The organism is uncultured Aquimarina sp., assembly GCF_947500065.1.
GTDB lineage: Bacteria > Bacteroidota > Bacteroidia > Flavobacteriales > Flavobacteriaceae > Aquimarina.
In genome coordinates, this window is the sequence record NZ_CANMQT010000004.1 from 361070 (window position 1) to 386539 (window position 25470).

The 25470-nt window shown below is 33.8% G+C and carries 23 protein-coding genes; 6 read left to right on the plus strand and 17 right to left on the minus strand.

The annotated features are described in order from the left end of the window. Positions 1–61: 61 nt before the first annotated feature. Positions 62–6682, minus strand: a complete 6621-nt coding sequence (locus Q0975_RS14455; RefSeq protein WP_299437842.1) for a glycoside hydrolase family 48 protein — start codon at positions 6680–6682, stop codon at positions 62–64. A gap of 85 nt (positions 6683–6767) precedes the next feature. Between Q0975_RS14455 and Q0975_RS14460 the strand changes: the two genes are divergently transcribed. Then, a complete protein-coding gene (locus Q0975_RS14460; RefSeq protein ID WP_299437844.1) occupies positions 6768–7016 on the plus strand; it encodes a hypothetical protein in 249 nt (82 codons plus the stop codon). 691 nt (positions 7017–7707) lie between these two features. Here the strand turns inward: Q0975_RS14460 and Q0975_RS14465 are convergent. The 12 genes from Q0975_RS14465 to Q0975_RS14520 form a co-directional block, all read right to left on the minus strand. Beyond that, entirely contained in the window at positions 7708–7866 is a 159-nt protein-coding gene (locus Q0975_RS14465) for a hypothetical protein (protein WP_299437846.1), read from the minus strand. 200 nt (positions 7867–8066) lie between these two features. Beyond that, positions 8067–9428, minus strand: coding sequence for a M20/M25/M40 family metallo-hydrolase (locus tag Q0975_RS14470; RefSeq protein WP_299438201.1), 1362 nt, complete (start codon positions 9426–9428; stop codon positions 8067–8069). Between the two features lie 76 nt (positions 9429–9504). Next, entirely contained in the window at positions 9505–10383 is an 879-nt protein-coding gene (locus tag Q0975_RS14475) for a PPK2 family polyphosphate kinase (protein ID WP_299437847.1), read from the minus strand. Between the two features lie 73 nt (positions 10384–10456). Beyond that, complete coding sequence (locus Q0975_RS14480; RefSeq protein WP_299437849.1) at positions 10457–10981, minus strand: hypothetical protein; 525 nt, start codon at positions 10979–10981, stop codon at positions 10457–10459. Between the two features lie 78 nt (positions 10982–11059). Beyond that, positions 11060–11581: a hypothetical protein gene (locus Q0975_RS14485; RefSeq protein WP_299437851.1), complete on the minus strand. Its 522-nt coding sequence runs from the start codon at positions 11579–11581 to the stop codon at positions 11060–11062. Between the two features lie 48 nt (positions 11582–11629). After that, positions 11630–12793: a sigma-54 dependent transcriptional regulator gene (locus Q0975_RS14490; RefSeq protein ID WP_299437853.1), complete on the minus strand. Its 1164-nt coding sequence runs from the start codon at positions 12791–12793 to the stop codon at positions 11630–11632. After that, positions 12793–13695 carry a DUF6268 family outer membrane beta-barrel protein gene (locus tag Q0975_RS14495; protein WP_299437855.1) on the minus strand — a complete coding sequence of 301 codons (903 nt, stop codon included), beginning with the start codon at positions 13693–13695 and terminating at the stop codon, positions 12793–12795. Before Q0975_RS14495 ends, Q0975_RS14490 begins: the two co-directional genes overlap by 1 nt. Before the next feature lie 28 nt (positions 13696–13723). After that, positions 13724–14620, minus strand: coding sequence for a mechanosensitive ion channel domain-containing protein (locus tag Q0975_RS14500; RefSeq protein WP_299437857.1), 897 nt, complete (start codon positions 14618–14620; stop codon positions 13724–13726). Position 14621: 1 nt separating this feature from the next. Continuing rightward, positions 14622–15923: an ABC transporter permease gene (locus Q0975_RS14505; protein ID WP_299437859.1), complete on the minus strand. Its 1302-nt coding sequence runs from the start codon at positions 15921–15923 to the stop codon at positions 14622–14624. Beyond that, positions 15916–16845, minus strand: coding sequence for an ABC transporter ATP-binding protein (locus Q0975_RS14510; RefSeq protein WP_299437861.1), 930 nt, complete (start codon positions 16843–16845; stop codon positions 15916–15918). The genes Q0975_RS14505 and Q0975_RS14510 overlap by 8 nt, the downstream gene beginning before the upstream one ends. Before the next feature lie 512 nt (positions 16846–17357). Continuing rightward, complete coding sequence (dnaJ, locus tag Q0975_RS14515) at positions 17358–18479, minus strand: molecular chaperone DnaJ (RefSeq protein WP_299437863.1); 1122 nt, start codon at positions 18477–18479, stop codon at positions 17358–17360. 8 nt (positions 18480–18487) lie between these two features. Further along, positions 18488–19030 carry a nucleotide exchange factor GrpE gene (locus tag Q0975_RS14520; protein WP_299437865.1) on the minus strand — a complete coding sequence of 181 codons (543 nt, stop codon included), beginning with the start codon at positions 19028–19030 and terminating at the stop codon, positions 18488–18490. A 161-nt stretch (positions 19031–19191) separates the two neighbouring features. Here Q0975_RS14520 and Q0975_RS14525 point away from each other — a divergent pair, with 161 nt between their 5' ends. Further along, complete coding sequence (locus tag Q0975_RS14525; RefSeq protein ID WP_299437867.1) at positions 19192–19863, plus strand: YceI family protein; 672 nt, start codon at positions 19192–19194, stop codon at positions 19861–19863. 72 nt (positions 19864–19935) lie between these two features. Here the strand turns inward: Q0975_RS14525 and Q0975_RS14530 are convergent, their stop codons facing one another. From Q0975_RS14530 to Q0975_RS14540, 3 genes are all read right to left on the minus strand, one after another. Beyond that, positions 19936–20841, minus strand: a complete 906-nt coding sequence (locus tag Q0975_RS14530; RefSeq protein ID WP_299437869.1) for a TIGR01777 family oxidoreductase — start codon at positions 20839–20841, stop codon at positions 19936–19938. 119 nt (positions 20842–20960) lie between these two features. Next, a complete protein-coding gene (gene mnmD, locus Q0975_RS14535; RefSeq protein ID WP_299437871.1) occupies positions 20961–21647 on the minus strand; it encodes a tRNA (5-methylaminomethyl-2-thiouridine)(34)-methyltransferase MnmD in 687 nt (228 codons plus the stop codon). Continuing rightward, positions 21644–22153 (minus strand): DUF4920 domain-containing protein, encoded by a 510-nt coding sequence (locus Q0975_RS14540; RefSeq protein WP_299437873.1) that lies wholly within the window; start codon positions 22151–22153, stop codon positions 21644–21646. Before Q0975_RS14540 ends, mnmD begins: the two co-directional genes overlap by 4 nt. A 182-nt stretch (positions 22154–22335) precedes the next feature. Between Q0975_RS14540 and Q0975_RS14545 the strand changes: the two genes are divergently transcribed. After that, positions 22336–23403 (plus strand): branched-chain amino acid aminotransferase, encoded by a 1068-nt coding sequence (locus Q0975_RS14545; RefSeq protein WP_299437875.1) that lies wholly within the window; start codon positions 22336–22338, stop codon positions 23401–23403. 77 nt (positions 23404–23480) lie between these two features. On the opposite strand, the gene Q0975_RS14550 is transcribed toward Q0975_RS14545, so the two are convergent. Beyond that, positions 23481–23873 carry a nucleoside triphosphate pyrophosphohydrolase family protein gene (locus Q0975_RS14550; protein ID WP_299437877.1) on the minus strand — a complete coding sequence of 131 codons (393 nt, stop codon included), beginning with the start codon at positions 23871–23873 and terminating at the stop codon, positions 23481–23483. Positions 23874–24057: 184 nt separating this feature from the next. Here Q0975_RS14550 and Q0975_RS14555 point away from each other — a divergent pair, with 184 nt between their 5' ends. The 3 genes from Q0975_RS14555 (at position 24058) to Q0975_RS14565 (ending at position 25469) form a co-directional block, all read left to right on the plus strand. Then, positions 24058–24249 (plus strand): hypothetical protein, encoded by a 192-nt coding sequence (locus Q0975_RS14555; RefSeq protein WP_299437878.1) that lies wholly within the window; start codon positions 24058–24060, stop codon positions 24247–24249. Positions 24250–24427: 178 nt separating this feature from the next. After that, positions 24428–24910: a hypothetical protein gene (locus Q0975_RS14560; RefSeq protein ID WP_299437880.1), complete on the plus strand. Its 483-nt coding sequence runs from the start codon at positions 24428–24430 to the stop codon at positions 24908–24910. 34 nt (positions 24911–24944) lie between these two features. Beyond that, positions 24945–25469 (plus strand): hypothetical protein, encoded by a 525-nt coding sequence (locus Q0975_RS14565; protein ID WP_299437882.1) that lies wholly within the window; start codon positions 24945–24947, stop codon positions 25467–25469. The last annotated feature ends 1 nt before the right edge of the window (position 25470 follow it).

Below are 25470 nucleotides of genomic sequence, written 5' to 3' on the forward strand. Positions count from 1 at the left end.
TTAACTTAAAAAGAGCTAAAAAATAAGAGAGAGGCCATACAACCTCTCTCTATATTAAAAATTAATTTTTTATAATTTTATTTCTGAATTTCTCTCCAGTAGTTATATCATAAATTTCTAAGATATACATACCTGAAGGCAAATCATTTACTGAAAGTCTTGTAGACTTTTGCTTATTAATCATCGTTTCTGTTCTAATCACATTTCCGGCAATATTTATTACCCTAACTCTGGTATTCTTCATATCAAAATTAGTAGCGATTGTAACATAATCCGAAGCAGGATTTGGTGTTGCAGTTACTTTAAATTGATCTTCTGGAGCTTTAATGCTTGGTTCTTCATCTCCAAAAAAGAATCCAAATTCGGCATTCGCCAATGCAACTTCAATCTGTGCCCAACTTCTATGATAACGTTGTGTATAGTCTTCTCCTGCATTATAAGCTGCTTCTACTCTATCAAAGTCTGGATCATTTTTATAATCCGATCTTATGTCTAAGAATGTTACACCTGGTTTAATCTGATCTCCATTAGGCATCGTACCACTAAATCCATTAGGAATATATACTTCTTCTTCAAAGATTCTTTTGAAATCCCCTCTATCCTCTGGAGAAGAAACTCCTTTATCATCTCTATATGTATTCCACATTCTATCTAGTACTTCCTTGGCTAAATCACGAGCATCCGTATCTAAAGTAGCGTGTTTTTGCGTAGCCGCAGCATAATAGATAAGTGCTTTTGCCATAGAAGCTGCCACACCAAGATCTTTACCGTAATCCGTAACAACTACGCTAAGGTTATTGTTACTTCCTGGACTGTCAGGATTCCATGTATCTGGTTCTCCTGTCCATTCTAATGTTGCAGGTATTTCGAAATCATCCGTACCTATAAGTTTTACTTCACTTTTTACCCAAGTAGCCCATTTGTCCATTAAAGATTTTGCCATTGCATCATTCGTGATATAATAATACTCTGCAACTCTTTCCATAGACCAAGCTTGCCATCCGAACCAAGTACCACTTCCTGGATCATGATATACAGGATCTGTATCAAAAGCCATATCGTAAAATGTAGACTTACCTGCTGGATATGGACTATAATCCCCATTCCAACTATTAGTAGCACCACCTGCTATAGCTCCTTCTTTAGACTGCAACCAAGTATAGAATTCCATTTGTCTTTTTAGACTTTCATTCCAATCTCTTTCTCCGTTTTGAGATTTTGGTTTTAACTCATCTACTTGTGTTAACGCGTAAGCTGCCATAGGGTTTTGATACCCAAAGTGACAATGACTAGAACTTATTCTAAATGCCCATTGCGAAGCAGGATCTGCTGAACCACCCCAAGACATGTACCACGACATTAAGTAATGTGCACTGTCATATCCAGATCCCGCTCCACTGGTAGCACTTTGCACTCCCATGGGTTTAAAATATTTATCAAACATTGATAATCTTAAAAAATCTCCCATTTTGGATGCTTTGTCTAAATCTAAACTTCCTAAACTTGCACCTTGCTCTTTTGCATAAACTTGAGCCCAATACATCGCCTGCACGGCTCTGGCATCTGCATCCGGAGCACTTGTATATCTCCATTGTTTTGCATAATTCTGATCTTCAATAAATAACGGAAGATATCCATCTGATCCTCCCCATTCGAAACTCTCCCAAGATGGGTGAGGAACTGTTTCATAAACAGATTCCTGTTCTCCTCTTTGAAAAGTATTGATATAAGAAGGTGTACTAACTCCATCTCCTCGATTACCAAATCCATAGAAGTTATCATTATCTAATAACCAATGCATCTGATAAATATCAGCACCATATGTAGCTGTTAAATCAGGAGAAACCGGATCGGATCCTACTGGTGCACTAAAATTAAGAGGTGCAGGATAATCACTTGGTAGTGGGAATTCACTTGCAAAAGCTGCTGGCGAAGAAGCATTATATGCTCCGTTAGTAGGTTGATCTGCTGTAGTAGGAATTATAAATTCTTCAATTTTATTCCACACATTATTAAGAGGTGCCCAATCTTCTGTTATTCTTCCATTCATAACCTCTAACCATAACCAATATGAATACAACTCACTAGTAGATTCGTGACCATAATCGGGAGCTTCTACTATCAATGTTTCCACAGAGTGATGTGGAGATCCATCAGCGCTAAAATATCCATTAGCAGGATCGTAGAACTCATTTCTCATTTCTATAAAGCGATTGATATATGCGTTATCACCTGTTGGAGGATTAATAATAATATCTCCATCGGTAACTGTAATGGTAATAACCGCTTGATCAACTCCACCGTTTCCATCATCAACTGTTAAAGTAGCGGAATAAGCTCCTATGGAGGTAAATGTATTTTCTACTGTAACTCCACTAGCAGTATTACCGTCTCCGAAATCCCAACTATAACTTAGTGCATCTCCATCAGCATCTGTTGAAGCAACTGCGTCAAAAGTTACTAATAATGGAGCTTCTCCAGAAATAGGCGTTGCAGAAATATCTGCTACCGGATCTGTATTTCCTCCACCAGTATTACCGCAATCGGGTTCAGTAGAAGTTAAACTGAAATAAAGTGTAAATCCACCATTTTTAGAAACCATTACAAAATTATCTCCATCTACATTTACCCAATACGCGCCATCCAATCCAGTAACCTGAGTCCCAGATAATACTGCTTCAGGTTGAGGCGAATTAAAATTATGTGTTAGATTTCCTCTAAGATCTATATACCAATCTGGAGTTCCATTATTCGTATTTAAGGCGAATTGATACAATCCATTGTTAGCTAAATCCCAATTGATAGAAAACTCTCGAATATTACTAGGATCAGGACCTCCTGTACCTAGTACAAATATGTTGCTATATCTATTGTTAATAGAAGGTAAGGCAGAAGATATAGGAGTTTCAAAAGCACAATCTCCATTATCAGTTACTGGGTTTCTAACCACAGCTATTGAATTAGAGAAATCAAAATCTCCTACTAAAGCCGAAACATTTGTATTAGCTGCTAAGCCTTGTAATCCATCTTCATAACTCAAATGCCAAATTAAGCAAGTACCTATTCCCGCTCCATCAAAATCTACATCCTCTATATTAGCAGGTAATCCCAAGATTGTATTCTGATCATCTGTTACTACCCATTGCGAGTTAGCTCCAGTATTTCCTGATAAAGTAATTCCAGAAACATTATCTGCAATACCATCTCCAACTGTAAAGGTGAAAGGTCCTCCAGAAATACTACCACCATCTGGTCCTGTTTGATCAACAGGGTTTCTAACTACTGCTATTGAATTAGAGAAATCAAAATCTCCTACCAAAGCTGAAACATTAGCATTTGCTGCTAAGCCTTGTAATCCATCTTCATAACTTAGATGCCAAATTAAACAAGTACCTGTTCCTGCTCCATCGAAATCTACATCTTCAATATTAGCAGGTAATCCTAATATATTATTCTGATCATCTGTCACTACCCATTGAAAATTTGTTCCAGTATTTCCTGATAAAGTAATTCCAGAAACATTATCCGCAATTCCATCTCCAACCGTAAAGGTGAAAGGTCCTCCAGAAATAGTACCTCCATCAGTTATTGTTGGATTAGAGATACCTCCATCACAATCAGGTGCTGTAGCAGAACTACTGAAATAAATGGTAAATCCACCTGTTTTGGAAACCATTACAAAATTGCCTTCATCAACAGTTGCATAATATGCACCGTCAAATCCTGCAAATCCAGAACCTGCAATTGTAATTTCTGGTTGAGCAGCATTAAAATTTTGTGTCACATTAGGTAAGAAATCATTCCACCAATTAGGAATACCATTACTTGTATTCATTGAGAATTGATACAAACCATTGTTAGCTAAATCCCAGTTAATGTTAAATTTTGCTACATTATCTAGGTTAGGACCTCCGTCTCCTAAAACAAATATGTTTTGGAATTCTGAATTAATTGAAGGCAATGCATCTGGTATTGGTGTATCAAAAGTACAGCTAACACTACCGTCAGTAACATTAATCGTTTTGGTTTCAGAATCTGTATCTCCAGAAGCATTGGTTACAGTCAATACTACAGTTACTTCTCCTACTTCTGTATATGTAGCAGAAGTTGTTACAGTAGATGCTGTTTGACCATTACCTAAATCCCAGCTATATGTAAGGTTTCCTCCTGAAGGATCTGTAGATCCTGAAGCATCAAAAGTAACATCTAATGGTGCTACTCCTGAATCAGCACTTAGGCTAAAAGACGCTATAGGACTTCCATCAGTAACAGTGATTGTTATTGTTTTAGTATCTTCTTTACTTCCGTCACTTACTGTAAGTTTTGCATCATATTCGCCTATTGCAGAATACTCATGAGTGATTGTTACTCCTGAACCTGTTTCTCCATCACCAAAATCCCATAAATACGTTAAAGAATCATTATTCTCATCAGAAGAAGCAGATGCATCAAAACCTACGACAACTGGAGCAATTCCAGTAGTAGGATTAGCAATGAATTCTGCAACTGGTGCTATATTACCATCAAGTACTGTAATTGTTTTTGTAAACTCTGAAGAGGTATTTTGACCATCACTTACCGTAAGTGTTACTAAATACGATCCAATGGTAGTATATGTAATTAACGGATCAACCACCGACGATGTTTGTCCATTTCCAAAATCCCAATTATACGTTATTGCATCTCCATTCGGATCTGAAGAGGTTGATGCATCAAATGACACTTCCAAAGGTGCAGTTCCTGATTCAGGAGTTGCTGTAAAAGATGCCGTTGGCACTTCACCTCCATTAGGTTCTCTTCCTCCTACCAATATTCCATCTGCATAAATAGGAACATTATCTGATATTTGTAAACCACTAGTTAATCCCTGATAAGAAAAATCGTTGGATGCATCCCAAGCGGTTTCAGGTGCGCTCGTAGGTAATGAAACTCTTAATTGTATTTCACTTCTGTATTCTCCTTGTCCTCCTGGAAAAGGCATTCTATCTTGATCTACTTCTATTTCTGCATAATAAATATTGCTAGTAGCATCCCATTCTTGTAAACCGTTGGTTGTTGTATTACCAGCTCCTCGGGCGGTAAGTTCATAATCACTAGCATTATATCCAGCTGCAATACCTTCTGAAATATCAATAAAGTATCTAGCTTTTAATGTGTTAGGAACTCTTGCCGGCCATCCAGAACGGTTATTTAGCCATATAGCTACTTCTGTAAACTTTGCCTGGTCGTTATTCAATTTAACCTCATTCGCAAATTCTAATCCAGGGGTTTCGGCTTGCGGAAAATTAGGCAACGGTGTTCCTCCAAATTCCATCACCATTCTTGCCAATACTCCTTGGTAACAGGCATTATAATCTGTTGCTACTTCGTTAGCTTGAAAATCATCTCTATCCTCGACAAAGAAATCATCAGGTTTAGCAGGACCTCCCATCAAAGCTCCCCACATTGTGTGCCTGGATTCTACTGGATTTGCACTACTTCTAGACCAGCTAGAATGCTGTCCTCTATGGTGCGGTTTTGTTGGCGGATTAACACCGAACCCAGTTACCAAACTTCTATTATTAGGATTATCACCTAATGCATAGTTTACCTGATTTATAGCAAAATTACGATATTGACTACTCTTAGGTGTGTTAACATTATCACTATAAATAAGTGCAGTTAAGGAAGCATTCATAGCATGACGCAAAGATCCCCATTGTGTTAAATGAGCTTGTCCTCCCGGTGAATAATTAACTCCTCCGTTTCCTTCTTGCCACCAATCTAAATGACGTTCTGCATCAGTTTTATATATTTCTTTCCCTGTCAGGATTGATAACAAAACCATATTTCCATAAGACTTATCTTCCCAAACAAGACTCCATAAAAAATCAGGTTGTGTATATTCTGCTTCTGCTTTATCTAGGTATTTTTGATCTCCGGTCGCTTTATATAACCAAAGTGCTCCCCAAGTTAATTCGTCCTGGTAATTCCCTGAAGTATAGGTTCCAACTGCAGGTATTCCACCTTCATCGGTATACAAACCTCTAAAATTATCACCAAATTCATATAATTCTATAGCATGACCTAATAATGTAGCACTATATGCCGGATCACTATCTTTAAAAATGATACTAGCAGAAGCTAAAGCAGCTGCTGTTTCACAGGCTACATCCGTACCAGGGTTACTGGTTGTTAATGCATATGATTTACGCTGTCCATACATTGGATGTACGTCAACCATTTCTGCAGGCATCCAAAAATTATGATCCTGAGATTTACTATCCGCTACTTGTGCATAAAAAACGTTAGGAGAAGGATGACATTTAATGAAGTAATCCGTTACCCATTTAATATTTCTTTTGAAATGTTCAGTTTGATTTGCAGCGTCATACCCATCTTTGTATTCTAAAAACCCCCAGTTAAGGGCGGATACAGAAAAGGCCATAGGAAAACCAAATTTAACATGGTCTCCAGCATCATTCCATCCTCCACTAAGATCAAGGCCCACATCAGCTCCGTCATTGATACCAGAGTCTGATCGCCAACTAATTCTATTCCAATCCGGTAATTTTCCTGACTGTTGTGTTTCATAGAAAAGCAAAGACTTTTGTAAAGCTTCTCCATAATTAAACTGTGCCGATGATTTAGCGCAGAATAAGCACAACAAAATAATCGTACTTATTTTAATTAAATTTCTCATTGTAAGTGTAGTTTTTAGATTTGTGTTTTGTGAATTGTTTTTGAATTTAAATTGTAAAGTTTATAGTATTAAGGTTAATAAAGCGATGAAAAATAGTTCTATGTATATTAGTCCTATGTCTCTAATTATTAATCGATATGACCCAAAGAGAATTCGTATTGAACCCTTTAGTATTCGTTCTTTAAATTGGTCAACCAATTTAAAGAACCGTAAGTATTCTCTTTTTTTAAGCTTAATGTTCCTTAATGATTTACTAAGTAATACTTATGTAAGATCAAAAAGTGATTTACTAAAAGTTCGTTTTGCATTAAAACAAGAAGTGGTTCCTAAATGAAATAACCTAAAAGATAAGGCTATCCGGATGTTTGTGAGTTTGTTCATAGTTAGTTAGTTTTAAATTCAATCTCATTAAAACCATATCACACATAAATTGGGAAAATACCTGATATGACGAATGTTACGTTTACATTTTTTCGTTCGTCGATATACTTCTTTTTCAAACTTGTTTCAACTTTTGTTGCTTTAGTTCAGAAATATCGATTCTAACGATGATTAAAGTTATAACAACTCGAAGGTAAAAATGTGAGACCTAACACCTTAACTACATCTTAACATTTTTTCATCTTCACATACATGGTTTTAGGGATTAATCTCTTAGCTTACTGTTTTTGGGGATTAAAAGAAAACAGGATGCATGATTCTTAACTTCGTTAGCGGAAAGAATTATTTAAATGTTAAGAAGATACTAAGAAAAAAGGGGATAAAAAAAGATGAGAAATTCTTGATTTTACAAAAAAAGAAAACTTCGGCAATGGCAAAACCATAACCAAAATTAACAAAAAATCATTTTTAAGAAATAATTCTTACGAAAATTTTCATAAAAATGTTAAAACCTTAAACAAGAAACAACTTACATTGTTTTTTTATATTTAAAACAATATCAGACAAAAAACATAGATTTCTCTAAATTTTGAAGTTTCATAACAACTGTATGACATCCTAAATACCGTTTTCTACAATGGATCTTAAAAAAAAGAACCATAACGTTCGTACTTATCTTGATTATTATATGTATCCTTTTTTGGATCAATAATACTACCCACACTACCCATTGATGATGTCTGTGATGTCGTTTGATAGTCTGGTATCTGAAGGGCTTGGCTTTTTTTTAGCCGTAATTTCATGCCAGATGAAAGCATTTATTATAATTACTACTAATTGGATTTTATTTACAAATAAGAAATATTTTGTTATGATACTGTTTGTAACTTTTCCCTTTATCCCATATCCCTGTTTGGGTTATTACAATAGCAGTTTTCTTTATATTTAGTGATAGAAATTTTGCTTTAATAGCCTACTTCCACTAATAAACATTAAACTAGAACTATTTTATTCCATATTTATCGAAAAGATAAATTAAGCTTGTCATAGTAGCGGCACCAAGCTCTAACTCGCGTTTATTAATTGCATCAAACGTATCATTCTTAGCATGATGATAATCAAAATAACGCTGAGAATCCGGACGTAATCCTGCCAAAACAATTCCATCTTTCTTTAGAGGACCAATATCGGCTCCACTACCTCCTTTAGAAAAATAGTGAATTAAATAAGGTTCAAAAAGTGGTTTCCAGCTTTGGATCTGAGCGAAGTTTTCATCACTACAATCAAAAGAAAAACCTCTAGGTGTAAAACCTCCCGCATCACTTTCTAATGCAAAAACATGATTCTCTCTTTTATTTTTAGCTACCTCTGCATACTTTTTACCTCCTCGTAATCCATTTTCTTCATTCATAAATAAAACGACACGAATAGATCTCTTCGGCTTGTATCCGGTTTCTTTAAATAATCTCAGTACTTCCATGGATTGCACTACTCCCGCGCCGTCATCATGTGAACCATCTCCCAAATCCCAAGAATCTAGATGACCTCCAACTATCATATATTCATCTGGAAATTCACTTCCGGTAATTTCACCAATCACGTTAAAAGATTCTACATCTTTCCAGCTACGGCAATTCATATTCATTAAAAACTTAATCTTAGGATTTAGTGTTAGCATCGAATGCAGTAAATCCGCACCATTAGTACTAATTGCTGCTGCTGGGATTTTCTCTAAATCCGTTAAATTTCCATAACTCATAGTTCCCGTATGAGGAAAATCATCTAATCTTAAATTCATAGAACGCACTATGATACCAATCGCTCCAAACTTAGCTGCCTCTGCTGCACCAGAATATCGTTGATCTACACATCCACCGTATGCCTCAAAAGTATTTATAAGATCTGCTTGCATCGGGCGATTATAGAATACTATTTTACCTTCAATTTGACTAGTCCCAAGTTTACGAAGATCTTCAAATCCTTGTACCTCTATAATTTCGGCTTTAACTCCTCCTATTGGAGTTGGTACTGAGCCACCAAGTGCACAGATAGGTACATTGGTTGTTTGACCTGGTTCAGTTTCTATATATGCAAATTCTGTTACTCCTCTTGTCCATTTTGGTACCATTACGGATTGCAACCAAACTTTGTCAAGTCCAACTTCTTTTAATTCTTGTTCTGTCCATTCTACGGCTTTTTGAGCATTTAAAGACCCAGAAAGACGAGCACCTATCTGATTTGATAAATGATCTAACCATTGATAACTTTTGCCTTTCAATAATGAGGCATTGTAAAAGCTTTTAATCGCTGTAGAATCTTCTTTGAAATTATCCTTTTGTCCAAAGGAAATAAAAGAAAAACTTATAAAAACAATAAGGACTATATTTTTCACAGAAGTATTTTTATTATAACATTAGTATATATTACCGATACTGGCACTATTATTCATTCTCTAGTTGTTGTTTATACAATTCTATATTGGATTTTGTCTTTTCATCCAATTCAGGTTCTCTGATATCATCAAATTGTATTAAAGTATCATAGAGTGTTCTTGCAACGATATATCTTGCTGTTGGTTTATCATCTGCAGGAATTACATACCACGGTGCATTGGGCAAAGACGTTTTATTTATGGCATCCTGATAACAGGATTGATAGGTGTCCCAGAGTTTTCGTTCTTTAAGATCTCCTGAGGAAAACTTCCAGTTTTTTTCTTTCTTTTCTAATCTACGAAGCAATCTATTCTTTTGTTCATCTTTTGAGAGGTGTAGATAAAACTTATAAATTAATGTCCCGTTTTCTGAAATATGTTTTTCAAAATTTCTAATCTGTTCAAAACGTTTTTCCCAAAATGCGTCATTAACATCTTCTACCGAATTTACATTTGGCAAATTTTCTCCCATAATATATTGTGGATGCACTCTTGTCACTAAAACATTTTCATAATGTGTTCTATTAAAGACAGAGAATCGACCTCGTTGTGGCAATGCAATATAATGTCTCCATAAGTAATCATGCCCCAACTCTAATTCTGTCGGTACTTTAAAACTATGAACCACGATTCCTCTAGTATTAAAATCTTTAAAAACCTCTCTAATCAGGCTATCCTTTCCGGCAGTATCCATTCCTTGTAAACAAATCAAGATTGCATATTTATCATGTGCATATATTGTATCCTGAAATTTACCTAATTTCTCTCTTACCTTTTCTAGTTCTTTTTCGATTTTTTTCTCATCCTCGCCAAGATCATATGTAGTAGGAATCTTCGATAATTCTATTGGCTGAGAAACTCGGAAGTCTTCGTGATTTATTTTATTCATATTAGAATTTATATTATCTCTGGTAAGATACTAAAGTTTTGGATTGATGAAAAAAGAAAAATGTTAAGGAAGATTAAATCCCTAAAGAATAAGTAAGGCCAAAAATAACAGTATCATAGCGTTTTCCAAAACTCTTTAGATTTAGCTCAACAAATATATGTATTGGTGTAGTAATATTATATAAACCTCTTAACTTGAGTGCTGCTGCATGATTGAAGTTTCCAGTTGAGAAAAAAAGACTCGAAGTATCTTCAGCTCTGCTTAACACTTCATAGTCATTTCCTACATAACCAACTCCACCTGTAATACTTAAACCTTCCCAGTGAATCAACCTTACATTATACGATATACCAAATTCATTGTAGACTTCAGTATTTTCAAGTTCCTTGATAAAGAAACGGTTATATTCCGCAATGTATGTAGTTTTCTTATTTGAAGATGTATATTGAAATCTAATATCAAAACCGACCTCTTCCTGCAGCCCAACACTAATGACTGCTCCTAAACCAAAATCGATACTTCCATGTTCATAGATTAAATCTTGCGAAAAGCTTTGAAAGGAAGAAATACATAATAAGAAAATTATAAGTCTTTTCATTGTTTAAAATTAAGCTTCTTAATCTTCTCTTCTTTATGAAGAAGGAATTATTTTAAATACGGTCTAGGTTTCAGAAAATCATCTAGCATCAAAATCGTAACTAAATCCAATTAGAAATGTATCATATTGTCTACCCAAGCTTTTAATATTAAATTCTGCAAAGATATGAACGGGAATAGAAACTTGGTGTAATGCACGTAATTTAATCTGAGCACCATGGTTAAAATCTCCACTTCGAAATGCTATCAAAGCATCATCTTCAATCTCTTCAAAAGCACTGGAATCATTTCCAATATATCCAAATCCTGCTGTAATTGTTGTAGGGTACCAGTTAAATAATATTAGATTTACTCCAAGAGCCAATTCATTGTATCCTTCTACATCCTCATCCGCTCCAATAGAAAACAATCTATTATACTCACCCATATAGGTAGTATAACAATTAGGAGCATACTCTAGTCTAGCTCCTAACCCAGTTTCATTAACAGAACCAAAGCTTTTGATCGCCACTAGACCATAATTTATAGCACTTGGTTCATATTGCGCGTTAGAAGTAAAAGAAAGGCACAATAGTATTACAATAAACAGTATTCTCTTCATTTTGGGGCAAACATATATTAGAGATAAGTCGCAAGATAAGGATTCTTCTTACTTAGCTGCAAAAAGTTTAACATCCTCCTCGCTAACTTCCTTTCCTCCAAGGATAATAAGACGCTCTACTACATTACGCAATTCTCTAATATTACCTGTCCAATCATACTGCTGCAATTGTTTTACAGCTTTTTCAGAAAATGTTTTTGCTGGAGATCCTTGTTCACTAGATATCTTTTTTGCAAAGTAATCTACTAACAGAGGAATATCTTCTCGTCGATCATTCAGCGCTGGTACTTTAACAAGTATAACGGCAAGTCTATGATACAAATCCTCTCTAAAGTTATTTTCTGCGATTTCTTTCTTAAGATCTTTATTGGTTGCTGCGACTACTCTAACATCTACTTTAATATCTTTATCGCTACCAACACGTTGTATTTTATTTTCTTGTAAAGCTCTAAGTACTTTAGCTTGAGCTGAAAGACTCATATCACCTATTTCATCTAGAAATATAGTCCCGCCATTGGCTGCTTCGAATTTACCCGCACGATCTTTATTAGCCGATGTAAATGCTCCTTTTACATGCCCAAAAAGTTCACTTTCAATTAATTCTCCTGGAATAGCCGCACAATTTACTTCTATCATCTGACCTTTAGATCGTTCACTTTTTTGATGTATCCAATGTGCTACTAACTCTTTTCCTGTTCCATTTGGTCCGGTAATAAGAACTCTGGCATCCGTAGCTGCTACTTTTTCGATAATATTCTTAATATCAGAAATGGCATCTGACTCTCCAATCATCTCATAATTTTTGGAGACTTTCTTTTTGAGCATTTTATTTTCTACAACCAATTCTTTTCTATCTAAAGCATTACGAACGGTATTTAACAATCGATTAAGATCTGGTGGTTTAGATATATAATCAAAAGCTCCTAATCGCATTGTATTGACAGCAGTATCCAAATCTCCATGACCAGAAATCATAACCATAGGAACCTCTGGTTTTATTTTTTTTGCAGCCTCCAGCACTTCTACTCCATCCATTTTGGGCATTTTGATATCACATAATACCAAATCAAAATCGTCATTCTTGATTTTTTCAATCCCTACCAATCCATCTTCAGCTTCAAAAACTTGGTATTTATCACTCTCCTCAGATAATATTTTGACCAGCACTCTTCTGATTGCCGCTTCATCTTCTATAACTAGTATTTTTGCCATTATAATTTTAATTTAATTCCGCCTCGCAGATAGAACGTATTTCTATCATTGAGAATTAAAACATTTTCTTGATTCTTATCTCTTAAACGGATTTCATTGCTTAACGTATATCCTCCATATGCAAAAAACAATAAGTGTTCCGTAAAATAATATTCGTACCCTAATGCACTATTTATAACTAACATAGATGCATTTTCTGCTGTTTTGGTTTCTCCATTCTCATCTATAAACACTCTGTTATTCTGTATATTACCATAAAACCGATCCAAACCTACAAATGCCTGCAAAGTATTTGTTTCATTAAAAAAATATTTAATACTAGTCTTTGGTGTACCTAATGCATAGGACCAACTTGGATGAAATCGCTTTGAATAATTAATAATAGGTAAAGGAAAATTAATACTTGCTGGGGATGCATATCGTAATCCTAAAATTAATCTTGCTGATTTTGGGGATGTTTTTTCTCCATAACTTTTTACAAAAAATACGGACCCTGCATATCTAAAATCATCACTTTCTATCCCAGCACCTTCAAGGTTAGATGAAAGCCTTGTACCTAGTTTTGCTCCGAATCTCCAGTTGTTCTTCATCTTATAGGTATACCCTACTTCAAATCCAATTGTATGAAATTCCTCTAAACCATTTTTGTCAGGGATAATTACATCATCATTTAATTGTAAACTATTTAATCTATATTCAAAGGACATCACCAGATACGCTCCTTTTTCATTCATTTTTATAGGGTAATTTCCTGAAAACCTAAAGCGACTATATACATTATCACTTTTTGATTGCGGAATATACGCGTATTCTATCCTTGCCAAATTTGTATCCTGTGATTTCACCCCATTTGTTAAACAGGATATCAAAATACAAATCAATAGTAGGTTCTTATTATTCATTTCTAAAATCTAGGGGCGTCTTTATATACTACTCTTTTGGGTTTAATATAGTGATTTCTCGCTGAGGGAATGGAATGTTAATATTATTTTCTCTAAACAAACGATCAATTTCAAATCTTATTTCACTTTTAGGTATCGATGCCTGAAAGCTGTCGTTCATTGTGAAAACAAGTTTAAAATTTAACGAACTATCCCCAAAATTTGTAAATAACACTAATGGTTCTGGAGTTTTAAGGATCTTATCATTATCCATTGCTATTTTAATAAGCAAATCTTTTACCAAATTCACATCACTACCGTAAGCCACTCCAATCTCAATAGACTCTCTGGTAATGGATCCATTTTGAGTCCAATTATACAATGTAGACGTCAGGTATTTATGATTAGGAATAATTAACACTTTATTATCTATTGTTACGGCACGAGTAGTTCTTAATTTAATTTCTTCTACCCTACCTACCTTACCATCTAATTCTATAATATCACCTACATGTACTGTCTGGTCCACAAAAATGAAAATCCCTGAAATAATATCTTGAATTAAAGTTTGCAAAGCAAGTCCAACACCTACTAATAAGGCCGCAGATGCTGCAAAAATAGCCGTAATATTAAAACCAATACTATCTAAAGTAACCAGAACTATGATAATATAGACAAAGTATTTAGCAAAAGAAAATACCGATACAAACTTTACTTTATCCTCCTGGGGAAGTTTTCGGGTAAGCACTTTTCTTATAAATTTCAGAAATAAGGATGTAACAAAAAGAACGAATATCACAAACAAAAGTAGTCCCACAGTAAGCACGATAGGATCCTTCTCTGACCCTGTATGAAAAATTTCAAAATCCAAGAACTTTTTGATGTTTCCCCAAACATCTTCTTGGATCACTTCCTTAACCTGTTCTGTAATCTCCTCCTGGGTCATATTAATACTTTAACCATTTAAACAACTCTTTGTAGCTTGGTTTTTTACCATACATCAAGATACCAATTCTATAGATTTTGCCAGCAAACCATATCATAAAAATAATACTTCCTATAAGTAATATGATCGATATCAAAATCTCCCACCAAGGAACTCCAAAAGGTATTCGCATCAACATTACAATAGGCGATGTTAAAGGAATCATAGAAAATACAGTAGAGACTGTGCCGTGTGGATTTTCAATTACAGCAAAAAAGCCAACATAAATTCCTAGCATTAATGGTAATATTATTGGTAACATAAATTGTTGAGAATCTGTTTCGCTATCTACCGCAGCTCCAATGGCAGCATATATAGAACTGTATAGAAAATAACCGCCAATGAAGTATACAAAGAAAGATATCACTAATGTTAAAAGAGGCAGATTTAATACGTCCTGCATCAAAAGTTGAAGTTCTTGCTGGTTATTTCCTTGTAATGCTATAGACGGATCAACTCCTCCTGGTTGTGGATCAATCCCGAATAAAGATGTAGCTACCAAAAGAAGAACACCTCCCAATAGTACCCAGATAAGAAACTGAAGGATTCCGGCAAAAGAAGTACCAAGAATCTTACCCATCATTAATTGCATTGGTTTTACTGAAGAAATGATAATCTCTATAATACGGTTAGTTTTTTCTTCTATTACCGATCGCATTACCATATTTCCATAAATAATAATGAACATCATCAATAGATATCCCGCAAAACCACCAAATGCCATTTTAATGTAATTAGACATCTTAGAAGTTTTCTCTCCAAAAAAGTTTTCTATACGAATATTTATTCTCGCTTTAGAGTTTTCTATTATATTTAAATCAAGGCCTTCAGCCTTATAATTTTGTTTTGTTATTTTATTTGCTATAATCCCCTCAATAGTATTCAATATTGAAAAATTCGGTGATTCTTCTGCATAAAACTGTATGGATTCTGAAAGTTCCTTATTAGAAGATTTCTTCGGGATATATAATAATCCATATAGCTTTTTAGAAATCACCGAATCCTTTGCTGTTTCCAGATCAAAATTGCTGTAATTAATATATTCTACCTCATCCGTGTTTTTAAGATCTGTGATGAACAATTCTGTTTCATCAACAAAGGCTATTTTTTTAATCTCATCATTATTGATCGTTGCTAACCAAGAAATCAATGCGACCATTCCCACTACAATCAGTGGACTTAGAAACGTCATCACTATAAAAGTTCTATTACGAACCCGAGCAATAAATTCTCTTTTGATAATTAATTGTAAATTACTACTCATTTTCTGTAATGGTTTTAATGAATATTTCGTTTACCGTTGGTATTACTTCATTAAATCGAACAACCTGCGCTTTTTCGGATAAATATCGTAACAGATCATTTGGAGAAGCATCTTTATTCAATGATATTTTCAGTTTAAGTTGATCCTCTATGGTTTTAAAATTCGCAGGTTCTGTTATAAACTTGTTCCGTAAGATTTCATTCAATTGATTATTGTCTTCTGACAACAGTCCTACTTCAAATGTATTTGATTTATATTCCTTTTTGATATCAGAAACTTTTCCTTCTAATATTTTATTAGATTTATTAATCAAAGCCATATGGTCACATAGCTCTTCAACACTTTCCATCCGATGTGTAGAAAAAATAACTGTTGCTCCTTCATCGCGTAATTGAAGAATTTCATCTTTAATTACATTGGCATTTATGGGGTCAAATCCACTAAAAGGTTCATCAAATATTAATAACTTTGGCCTATGAAGTACAGTTACAATGAATTGTACCTTCTGCGCCATTCCTTTAGAAAGTTCTTGAATTTTCTTATCCCACCAATGGGAAATATCAAATTTATCAAACCAGTATTTCAACCGCTCCTTAGCATCTTTTTTACTTAAACCCTTTAACTGAGCTAGATACAAAGCCTGTTCGCCAACTTTCATGGATTTATATAATCCTCTTTCTTCAGGCAAATAACCGATATCCTTTATATGATACGGTTGTAAAGGTTCCCCATCCAAAAGAACACTTCCGGTATCTGGCAGGGTTATTTGGTTGATAATTCTAATCAAGGTGGTTTTACCAGCACCGTTTGGTCCTAATAATCCAAAAATACTTCCTTTAGGTACTTTAATAGAAACGTCATTCAGAGCAATAAAATCCCCAAACCGTTTAGTTGCTTGCTGTACCTCTAAAAGATTGGTCATACAGAAAAATGTGATTTATTCTAAAATTCAAAAAAACTATGCTAAGTAAGTCAAAATATCAATGAAATGAAATAAATAGCAATATTAAACCCCGATTATACTTTAGAAAATCTATTAATGCTCTCAATTGCTTCAAATACTAACGTTTCACTTTGTTTTTAATTTCACCTTAGGGTGCTATCTCAAAAGTAAGAAAACAGCAATCTTTATTATACTTGAAAACTTCTTCACGAAGTGCTAATATATAATCTAGGTTAAACAGATCATAGTTCATGGTTAGCAAAATTAATAAATTAAATGGCTTTGAAATTAAATCCGAATTTATCAACAAAACCCAAGTCTATAAAAAACAAAACCCACCCTAAATACAAGTATTAAGGATGGGAAAAAAATTGCTATGAAAAAGAAAAATTATCACTAAATGCGCTAGTGATGTTTCAAATATACGAATTTTTATTAAACAAAAATTAGCATATATGAATGATTCCTCTTATCAAGTATCATTACTGTTTTTATGAAAACATATCTTTTACTTTTTCAAAAAATGATTTGTCTTTACTATCAGGGCTAGGTTTAAAATGATCATCCTGAGCCATTCTTTCGAAAAAATCTCGTTGTTCTTTATTTAGTGTTTTTGGTGTCCATACATTTACGTGTACCAAAAGATCTCCTTTACCGTATCCATTGATACTAGGGATTCCCTTTCCTCTTAATCGCAGTATTTTACCACTCTGCACTCCTTCTTCGATTTTAATACGCACCTTACCAGATACTGTATCAATCTCTCTGGATGCTCCCAAGGCCGCTTCCGAAAAACTAATATATAAGTCATAATGCAGGTTATCTCCTTCTCGTTGCAGTTCTGCGTGATCCTGCTCTTCTATTGCTACTAGAAGGTCACCAGGAACACCATTACCAGGTGCTTCATTTCCTTTTCCAGAAACTTTAAGCTGCATACCATCTTCTACTCCTGCTGGTATTTTTATAGTTACTGTTTCCTCAGAAACTTTTAAACCTTGTCCATCGGCATCTGCAGGTCTATGATCAATTGCTTGTCCTGCACCTCCACAAGTAGAGCATGTGGTAGATGTTTGCATCCTACCTAAAATAGTATTGGTGATTCTAGTCATCTGACCACTACCATTACAAGTCGAACATGTTTTATAAGTAGTTCCCTGAGCCTGGATCTTACGTTTTACTTTGATTTTTTTCTCTACGCCATTAGCAATTTCTTCTAATGTAAGTTTGACACGTATACGCAGATTACTTCCTTTTACACGACGTTGTCTTCCGCCACCGCCACTGAAACCGCCACCGAAACCACCACCGCCGAAGATATCTCCAAACTGACTAAATATGTCATCCATATTCATTCCGCCGCCGCCGAAACCGCCACCGAAACCACCACCACCTTCAAAAGCTTGATGTCCAAATTGATCGTATCGTGATTTTTTATCAGGATCACTTAATACTTCGTATGCTTCTGCAGCTTTCTTAAACTTCTCCTCTGCTGACGCATCTCCTGGGTTTTTATCCGGATGATATTCTATCGCTTTTTTACGATATGCTTTTTTAATTTCAGCTTCTGTGGCATTTTTACTAAGGCCTAAAATATCATAAAAATCTTCTTTCATCGCTTATCTTATTGTCCGGTTACTACCTTAGGAAAACGAATTACCTTATCTCCTAATTTATATCCTTTTTCTATAACGTCTACAATCTTACCTTTTAACTCATCACTAGGTGCTGGTATTTGAGTTATCGCTTCGTGATCATCTGCATTAAAAGCATCTCCTGCAGCTACTTCTACTTCGGACAATCCTTTACCCTTAAGAGCTTCTTTTAATTTGTTATGAATTAACTCAATACCTGTCAACACATCCTTATCAGCAGATTTTTCAATCTCTTTCATAGCACGATCAAAATCATCTAATACCGGTAACATAGATTGCATAACATCCTGACCAGCTGTCTTAAATAATTCTATTCGTTCTTTAGAAGTTCGCTTTTTGTAATTCTCAAATTCCGCAAAAAGTCTTAAAAACTTGTCTTTTTCTTTTTCCAAATCTTCTTTTAACTGTGCCTCAACATCTATTTCTTCTACTTCAGTTTCCTCTACTGTTGTATCAAGTACTTCTTCTACTTGATCTTTTACATCTTCCGTATTTTTATTTTTCTTACTCATGTAACTAGTACCTTTTATAAGTTTCTTTTTTGAAGATGCAAAAGTACTGCCATTTTTGAATAAATGTCATAATGTCACAGGAATATTTTAGTATATATTTAAGAGTATTCATTTTCTAAAAAAATAATTTTGGCTTTTTAAAATTATAAACTGGAATTATTATGAAAACCAAATTGATAAACTTATTTGCTATTACTGCAATTATAGTAGCGACTACTTCTTGCAAAGGCGAGAAAAAAAATGAAACCGAAGCTACTGCTGCAGAAGAGGTAGTAGAAGCACCTGCAGAAGCAATAACCTATATAGTGGATAATGCATCTAGCACTATTGACTGGATTGGTAAAAAGCCTACAGAAAATCATACAGGAACTATTAACATTGCAAAAGGTAAAGTAAAAACACAGGATGGAAAAATCCAAAGTGGATCTTTTGTGATCGATATGGCTTCAATTAATGTAACCGATTTAGAAGGTGATCAAAAAGCAGGATTAGAAGGACATCTTAAAGGAGAAGGAGAAGGTAAAGAAGATCATTTCTTTAATGTAGCTAAATTTCCAAATGCTTCTTTTGAAGTAACAGGAGTTTCAGAAAAAGAAGGTAAAACGATTATTGAAGGAAATCTTACTATCAAAGGAATTAAGAAAAATATTTCTTTTCCAGCGTCGTCTTCTGTAGAAGGAGATACGATGACTTTAAATAGCGAGGTATTCACAATTAACCGTACAGATTGGGGTGTGAATTATGGATCTAAATCTGTTTTCGAAAACTTAGGAGATAAATTCATCATGGATGATATCGAATTAAAGGTTAGCTTAAAAGCTAAGAAAGCTTAATTCAAAAAACCTATTTTATAAAAAAGGGTCAACATTTTAAAATGTTGACCCTTTTATGTTTTGTTATTTATTTTATAAGATAAGATCCTCAATTGCCTGAGTAATATTATCATGCTTAAATCGAAAACCTGTTTCTAAAATTTTATCACTACATACTCTTTGACTGCCAAACAACAATATATGCATGTCTCCTAAAGCAAGTTTCATCATAAACTTAGGTACATTTGGTAATACTATTTTTTTAGCTAAATGATCAGCAATAGCATGAGTCAGCTTATAATTAGATACAGGGTTAGGTGCCACTGCATTATACAAACCTGTTAGTTCTTCCTCAACGACATACGTAAACAACCGCGCCAGGTCTTCAATATGAATCCAACTCTGCCATTGTTTTCCGTCACCAAAAACAGCACCTATTCCTTGTTTAATAGGGTTGGCTATCTTAGGAAAAGCTCCTCCTTTATTAGAAAGCACTAGCCCTATCCTAAGAAGACTCACTTCTATATTTATAGTTTTGAACTCATTGACTGCTGTTTCCCATTTTTTTACCACCTCTCCTAAAAATCCAGTATCTTCTTTGAGAGAACTCTCCATATAATAATTCTGAAAAGAATCTGGATAAATCCCAATTGCACTAGCCGAAACGATATGACGTACCGCATGTTTTTCTTTTTTGAGAGATTCTAATATTAAATTAGTGGTAACAACACGACTATTTACAATTTCTTGTTTATAATTATTTGTCCAACGTTTAGCTACGCTAGCTCCGACAAGGTGGATAATTACCTCAACATCTTTAAAACAATCCAAATCTATTTCTCCCAAATTTGGATTCCAATAATATCCTTTATAATTCTTTTCTGACGTAAGCTTATTTTTACTTGTAGTAAGATAATGTACATCAATATCCGATTGATGACATAACTTTACAATCTCCTGACCAATAAGCCCGGTTGCACCAGTAATTAAAACTTTCATAGCAAAGCAATTTCATGCAAAGTAATACGTGCTTTTAAGATAACCAATGTCTTTATTATAGGTTTAACAAACATTAATGAAATACCATCTTTGATTTTTAAAAACTATTAGTAGGTTTTTTATTTTTTTGTAGCTCTTAGCATTTCTCTTTTACCAGGAGGTCCAGGAAGTCTTTCAACAACAAAACCTACTTCTTGCATGGCACGTCTTACACTACCTTTTGCAGAATATGTAACCAAAACTCCATTATCCATTAGTGCATCGTACATTTTCTTAAAAACATCCACTCCCCACAATTCTGGTTGTACTCTTGCCCCAAAGGCATCAAAATAGATTAAATCATAACAATATTGATCTTCTATATCTTTAAAAAACTGTTTTCTCTTAGTAAGAGCAAAAGAAGAAGATATGGTATTAGGTATTTCCCAAGAAGACTCATGAAATGTATCAAAAACAGTTTGATTATCCTGAGCTAACAGCTGATCAACATAATTCAAAAGCTTTACTTCATCCATTGTAATTGGATATGCTTCTACTCCAACATAATTGACTTTTTGGTTGATTTTCAATGCTTCCAAATAGGTTATAAATGCATTCAATCCTGTTCCAAAACCAATCTCTAAAATATTCAATTCAGGAAACTTCTTAAAAGCCAAAATATGATCAAAACCACTTTTTATAAAAACGTGCTTCGCTTCATTAATTGCTCCGTGCTTAGAATGGTAATGTTCATCTAACTCAGGAAAGTGAATAGTAGTAGAACCATCAGAAGTAGTTATAATCTCACGTTTTAGTTTTTCTTTCATTTTAGTTTTACTAAAACTCCATCCGCCATAAAAGAATAGGTTTTCTTAGGTGCAATAATAGCGGCTATTTCATCTTTAGACTTTCCTGCATCCTCAGCTAAATGACGTAATTCTTCAACAGAGGTTTCAGAAACATATGCTTTTCCTTGAACAATAATAGTATCATTTTCAATGTCTTTAGGAACAAAAAAGCCATAATCTTTAAACTTCACCATTGTTTCTTCCTCATTATCCAAAGCAACTTTCATCCAACAACCTTTGGCTTTACAAACATCATTTACTGTACTTGAAAAAGCTATATCGATCGTATCACCTTCATTAAGGTTTTTATATTTTTCTGCTACAGCATCTTTATATAAGACCACATCTGAAGAAATCTTGCCTCCAAAATTATCATATTCACTCATTGCTATATCGGCAACAGAGAAAGATTCTTTTTCTTTTTGAACAGAATTACAAGCTAGGATACATGTTAATCCTGCAAAAAAAAGTGTCATTTTTTTCATAATACATTATTATTAATGATGTTTTGCAAAATTAAACATTTTTAAAATTCTTAATTTACAAGAAAAGGGTATTTTTGTTCAAAATATTAACTAATGTAAGTATCCTATAATTAATAGGACTTAATTATAAGAATACAATAGTTGATAACAAAAACTTTCACAACCTTATAAATAACTATCGGATGAGCAATGCAGTTCCGCAGGAGATTCAAATCACCAAAGTAAATGAGTCCAAAATTGGACAAATAGATTTTGAAAACTTAGCTTTTGGTCAAGTTTTTACAGATCATATGTTTATCTGCGATTATGTCAATGGCGAATGGCAGACACCTAAAATTGTTCCTTATGGACCTCTTACTCTTGATCCTTCTGCTCGGGTCTTTCATTACGGACAAGCCGTTTTTGAAGGAATGAAAGCGTATAAGGATGATAATGGAGATACTTTCCTTTTCAGACCTGATGAAAATTTTATGCGAATTAATAAATCCGCTGAACGTTTGGCGATGCCAGAATTTCCTGAGGAGTATTTTTTCGACGGGCTAAACACCTTATTAAAATTAGATAATGAATGGATTAAATCTGGTTCTGGTAATTCCTTATACATAAGGCCTTTTGTAATTGCTACACAGCCTAGCGTTTCTGCATCAGAAGCGGATGAATATCGTTTTATGATTATTTGTTCTCCAGCGCAATCTTATTATAGCGGTGATGTTAGTGTATTGGTTGCTGAAAAGTTTAGTCGTTCTGCAAGCGGAGGTTTTGGATATGCTAAAGCAGCTGGTAATTATGCTGGTCAATTTTATCCAACCAAACTTGCTAAAGAGCAAGGCTATCAACAGATTATCTGGACAGACTCTGAATCTCATGAATATGTAGAAGAGGCAGGAACAATGAATGTTTTCTTTAGAATAAATGACACTTTACTAACCGCTCCAATTAGTGATCGAATCTTAGATGGAATAACCCGTAAAAGTTTGATCTCATTAGCAGAAAAGCAAGGATATGATTTAGAGGTTAGACCTATAAAAGTAAGTGAAATTGTAGAGGCTGCAACTAACGGAACGCTGAAAGAGATATTTGGAGCAGGTACTGCTGCTGTGGTTAGTCCTGTAAAAGCTTTTGGTTATAAAGGAGAGCATTATGAAATAGAAAAGCAAGAGAATTCTTACGCTTCTCATTTTAAGAAAGCACTCATGGATATTCAATATAATAAAGCAGAAGATGCTTTTGGATGGAGAGTAAAAGTGTAATCATCAAATTAATATTGTCGAATTACGAATTTATATAACTAAAAATGCCTCAAGAAAAATCTTGAGGCATTTTTAATTTATAATTTTCGATCAAGAATCTCTTTGATATTAGGTTTAAAGTAATTTGGCCCTTTCAGCACTTTACCATCTTCACGATAGATTGGCTTACCATTTTTTCCTAATTTACTCATATTACTTCGCTGAATCTCAGTAAATACTTCTTCTATTTTATGCTGCATCCCATGTTCTATGATTGTTCCACATAAAATATATAACATATCTCCTAGTGCATCTGCTACTTCTACTAAATCATTATTCTGAGCTGCCTCTAGGTATTCTTCATTTTCCTCTTTCATTAGGTTAAAACGAAGCGTATTTTTAGATTTCCCAAGATCTGCAACAGGTTCATTTTTATATCCAATCTCAAATGCGGTATGAAATTCTTGAACCGCAGTAATTTTATCTTTCATCTATATAGTTTGAAGTTTTTAAAATTCTAAGAAGTAAAATTAAACAAATATATCGCTGTCCGTCTGAGCTTGTCGAAGACTTTTTCAACATAATAGTTAACTTTACTTCGACAGACTCAGTGTGACAAATTTATCTGAAATGATATGCAAATAACTTATATCTTTGTCCTAAAAATAACTAAATATGTTTAGTACGGGTCAGTGGATATTTGCAGGATGTTTTGTCGTAGCTTTTATCATTTTAATGGTATTTAGCTATCGTAAAGATCTTAAACTACATCGCAAATATTACAAGGGCAGTATTTTTATTCTCATCGGTTTTATTATCTTTATTTTGTTGCTTTTTGTACTAAAGATGTACTTAAGGCCAGAATAAGTAGACTATACCCCTAGTTTTCAATCAAGTAATTGTTTCATTACCAGTATCAAATGATAACTGGAACAGCATCCTTTTGGGGTTTTCCAACACCAAAAAGGAGAAAATACCCTGTATTGGGTATGGAATGCTTTTATTTTTTTAGAGAGATTTGGAGTAACTAAATAACTAAAATGAAATGAAAAACACACAATTTTACCTGAATACTGATGTCAGATATTATCACAATGACAACAAAAACAATCATCAAGTAATCCATGTTGAAACGTTTTCGAAAGCAATTTTTATTATTGGAGCGTGCTTTAATGCAAAAGGGGAAATCTATGGGAATTCTCGTGATCCATCTTATTTTGATAAGATAGATATATCACTACTTACTTTAAAAAATATACACAACTCTAATAAAATGATTTTTTCTGCCGAAATAGCACCTGGAGATAGTAGGTTTACAAAAAAACTCAATATTTACATTAAAAATAATCCTGTTTTTGAGAACGAGTATATATATGATCCTGTTAAAGAAGGTAAGGAACTAACACTTTTGTCTTGTAACACTAATAATTTTTTTGATGTGACTATATATGATTCTGATTCCGAAGAACTGACTCAAAAAGAAAGAGATCTTATCGGTCCTAAAATCTGTCAATTTAGAATTGCTTAATTTTTTAAATAATGTAACTTATAAAAATAAAATTATGAAAAAACTAATATACAATATTCTTCTACTATCATTGATTATTAATTTCGTTGGTTGCTGTGATTATAGAGAACCAGAGTCTAAAAAACGCTTTTATCTAACTTTAAGTCTTAATAATGATTCACCTTACAATAATGAAATTCAAACAATATTTATTGAATCTCCCAATGATAATTCTGGTGATGTTTTTGTAATTGGAACTAAAATTGAGGCAGATAAGAATAAAAATGATTTAGGATATTCAAATATTAAACTGGATAACATTACCTTAAGAAGACTTTCTGGTAGTAACTATGGAATCGTAAGCATTGATGAGAACATCGACGGAAATAGCACATATAAACACATCATTAGAATCACAATTGACAAAATAAAAGATATTCCCGAAAATGATGAGATAACATATGAAAAATCTGTTATTATACCTAGTCTCAATTTAAATGATCAAATCGAAATCACGGTAACTAATTTACATAAACCTACCATAGGTCCAAAAATTTGTCAAAATCAAATAAGCTCGTAAA

What these genes read in the sequence shown, in the direction of transcription:
- Q0975_RS14455 (WP_299437842.1), bottom strand. Translation starts at nt 6,682, where the DNA reads ATGAGAAATTTAATTAAAATAAGTACGATTATTTTGTTGTGCTTATTC.
- Q0975_RS14460 (WP_299437844.1), top strand. Translation starts at nt 6,768, where the DNA reads ATGAAAAATAGTTCTATGTATATTAGTCCTATGTCTCTAATTATTAAT.
- Q0975_RS14465 (WP_299437846.1), bottom strand. Translation starts at nt 7,866, where the DNA reads ATGAAATTACGGCTAAAAAAAAGCCAAGCCCTTCAGATACCAGACTAT.
- Q0975_RS14475 (WP_299437847.1), bottom strand. Translation starts at nt 10,383, where the DNA reads ATGAATAAAATAAATCACGAAGACTTCCGAGTTTCTCAGCCAATAGAA.
- Q0975_RS14480 (WP_299437849.1), bottom strand. Translation starts at nt 10,981, where the DNA reads ATGAAAAGACTTATAATTTTCTTATTATGTATTTCTTCCTTTCAAAGC.
- Q0975_RS14485 (WP_299437851.1), bottom strand. Translation starts at nt 11,581, where the DNA reads ATGAAGAGAATACTGTTTATTGTAATACTATTGTGCCTTTCTTTTACT.
- Q0975_RS14490 (WP_299437853.1), bottom strand. Translation starts at nt 12,793, where the DNA reads ATGGCAAAAATACTAGTTATAGAAGATGAAGCGGCAATCAGAAGAGTG.
- Q0975_RS14495 (WP_299437855.1), bottom strand. Translation starts at nt 13,695, where the DNA reads ATGAATAATAAGAACCTACTATTGATTTGTATTTTGATATCCTGTTTA.
- Q0975_RS14500 (WP_299437857.1), bottom strand. Translation starts at nt 14,620, where the DNA reads ATGACCCAGGAGGAGATTACAGAACAGGTTAAGGAAGTGATCCAAGAA.
- Q0975_RS14505 (WP_299437859.1), bottom strand. Translation starts at nt 15,923, where the DNA reads ATGAGTAGTAATTTACAATTAATTATCAAAAGAGAATTTATTGCTCGG.
- Q0975_RS14510 (WP_299437861.1), bottom strand. Translation starts at nt 16,845, where the DNA reads ATGACCAATCTTTTAGAGGTACAGCAAGCAACTAAACGGTTTGGGGAT.
- dnaJ (WP_299437863.1), bottom strand. Translation starts at nt 18,479, where the DNA reads ATGAAAGAAGATTTTTATGATATTTTAGGCCTTAGTAAAAATGCCACA.
- Q0975_RS14520 (WP_299437865.1), bottom strand. Translation starts at nt 19,030, where the DNA reads ATGAGTAAGAAAAATAAAAATACGGAAGATGTAAAAGATCAAGTAGAA.
- Q0975_RS14525 (WP_299437867.1), top strand. Translation starts at nt 19,192, where the DNA reads ATGAAAACCAAATTGATAAACTTATTTGCTATTACTGCAATTATAGTA.
- Q0975_RS14530 (WP_299437869.1), bottom strand. Translation starts at nt 20,841, where the DNA reads ATGAAAGTTTTAATTACTGGTGCAACCGGGCTTATTGGTCAGGAGATT.
- mnmD (WP_299437871.1), bottom strand. Translation starts at nt 21,647, where the DNA reads ATGAAAGAAAAACTAAAACGTGAGATTATAACTACTTCTGATGGTTCT.
- Q0975_RS14540 (WP_299437873.1), bottom strand. Translation starts at nt 22,153, where the DNA reads ATGAAAAAAATGACACTTTTTTTTGCAGGATTAACATGTATCCTAGCT.
- Q0975_RS14545 (WP_299437875.1), top strand. Translation starts at nt 22,336, where the DNA reads ATGAGCAATGCAGTTCCGCAGGAGATTCAAATCACCAAAGTAAATGAG.
- Q0975_RS14550 (WP_299437877.1), bottom strand. Translation starts at nt 23,873, where the DNA reads ATGAAAGATAAAATTACTGCGGTTCAAGAATTTCATACCGCATTTGAG.
- Q0975_RS14555 (WP_299437878.1), top strand. Translation starts at nt 24,058, where the DNA reads ATGTTTAGTACGGGTCAGTGGATATTTGCAGGATGTTTTGTCGTAGCT.
- Q0975_RS14560 (WP_299437880.1), top strand. Translation starts at nt 24,428, where the DNA reads ATGAAAAACACACAATTTTACCTGAATACTGATGTCAGATATTATCAC.
- Q0975_RS14565 (WP_299437882.1), top strand. Translation starts at nt 24,945, where the DNA reads ATGAAAAAACTAATATACAATATTCTTCTACTATCATTGATTATTAAT.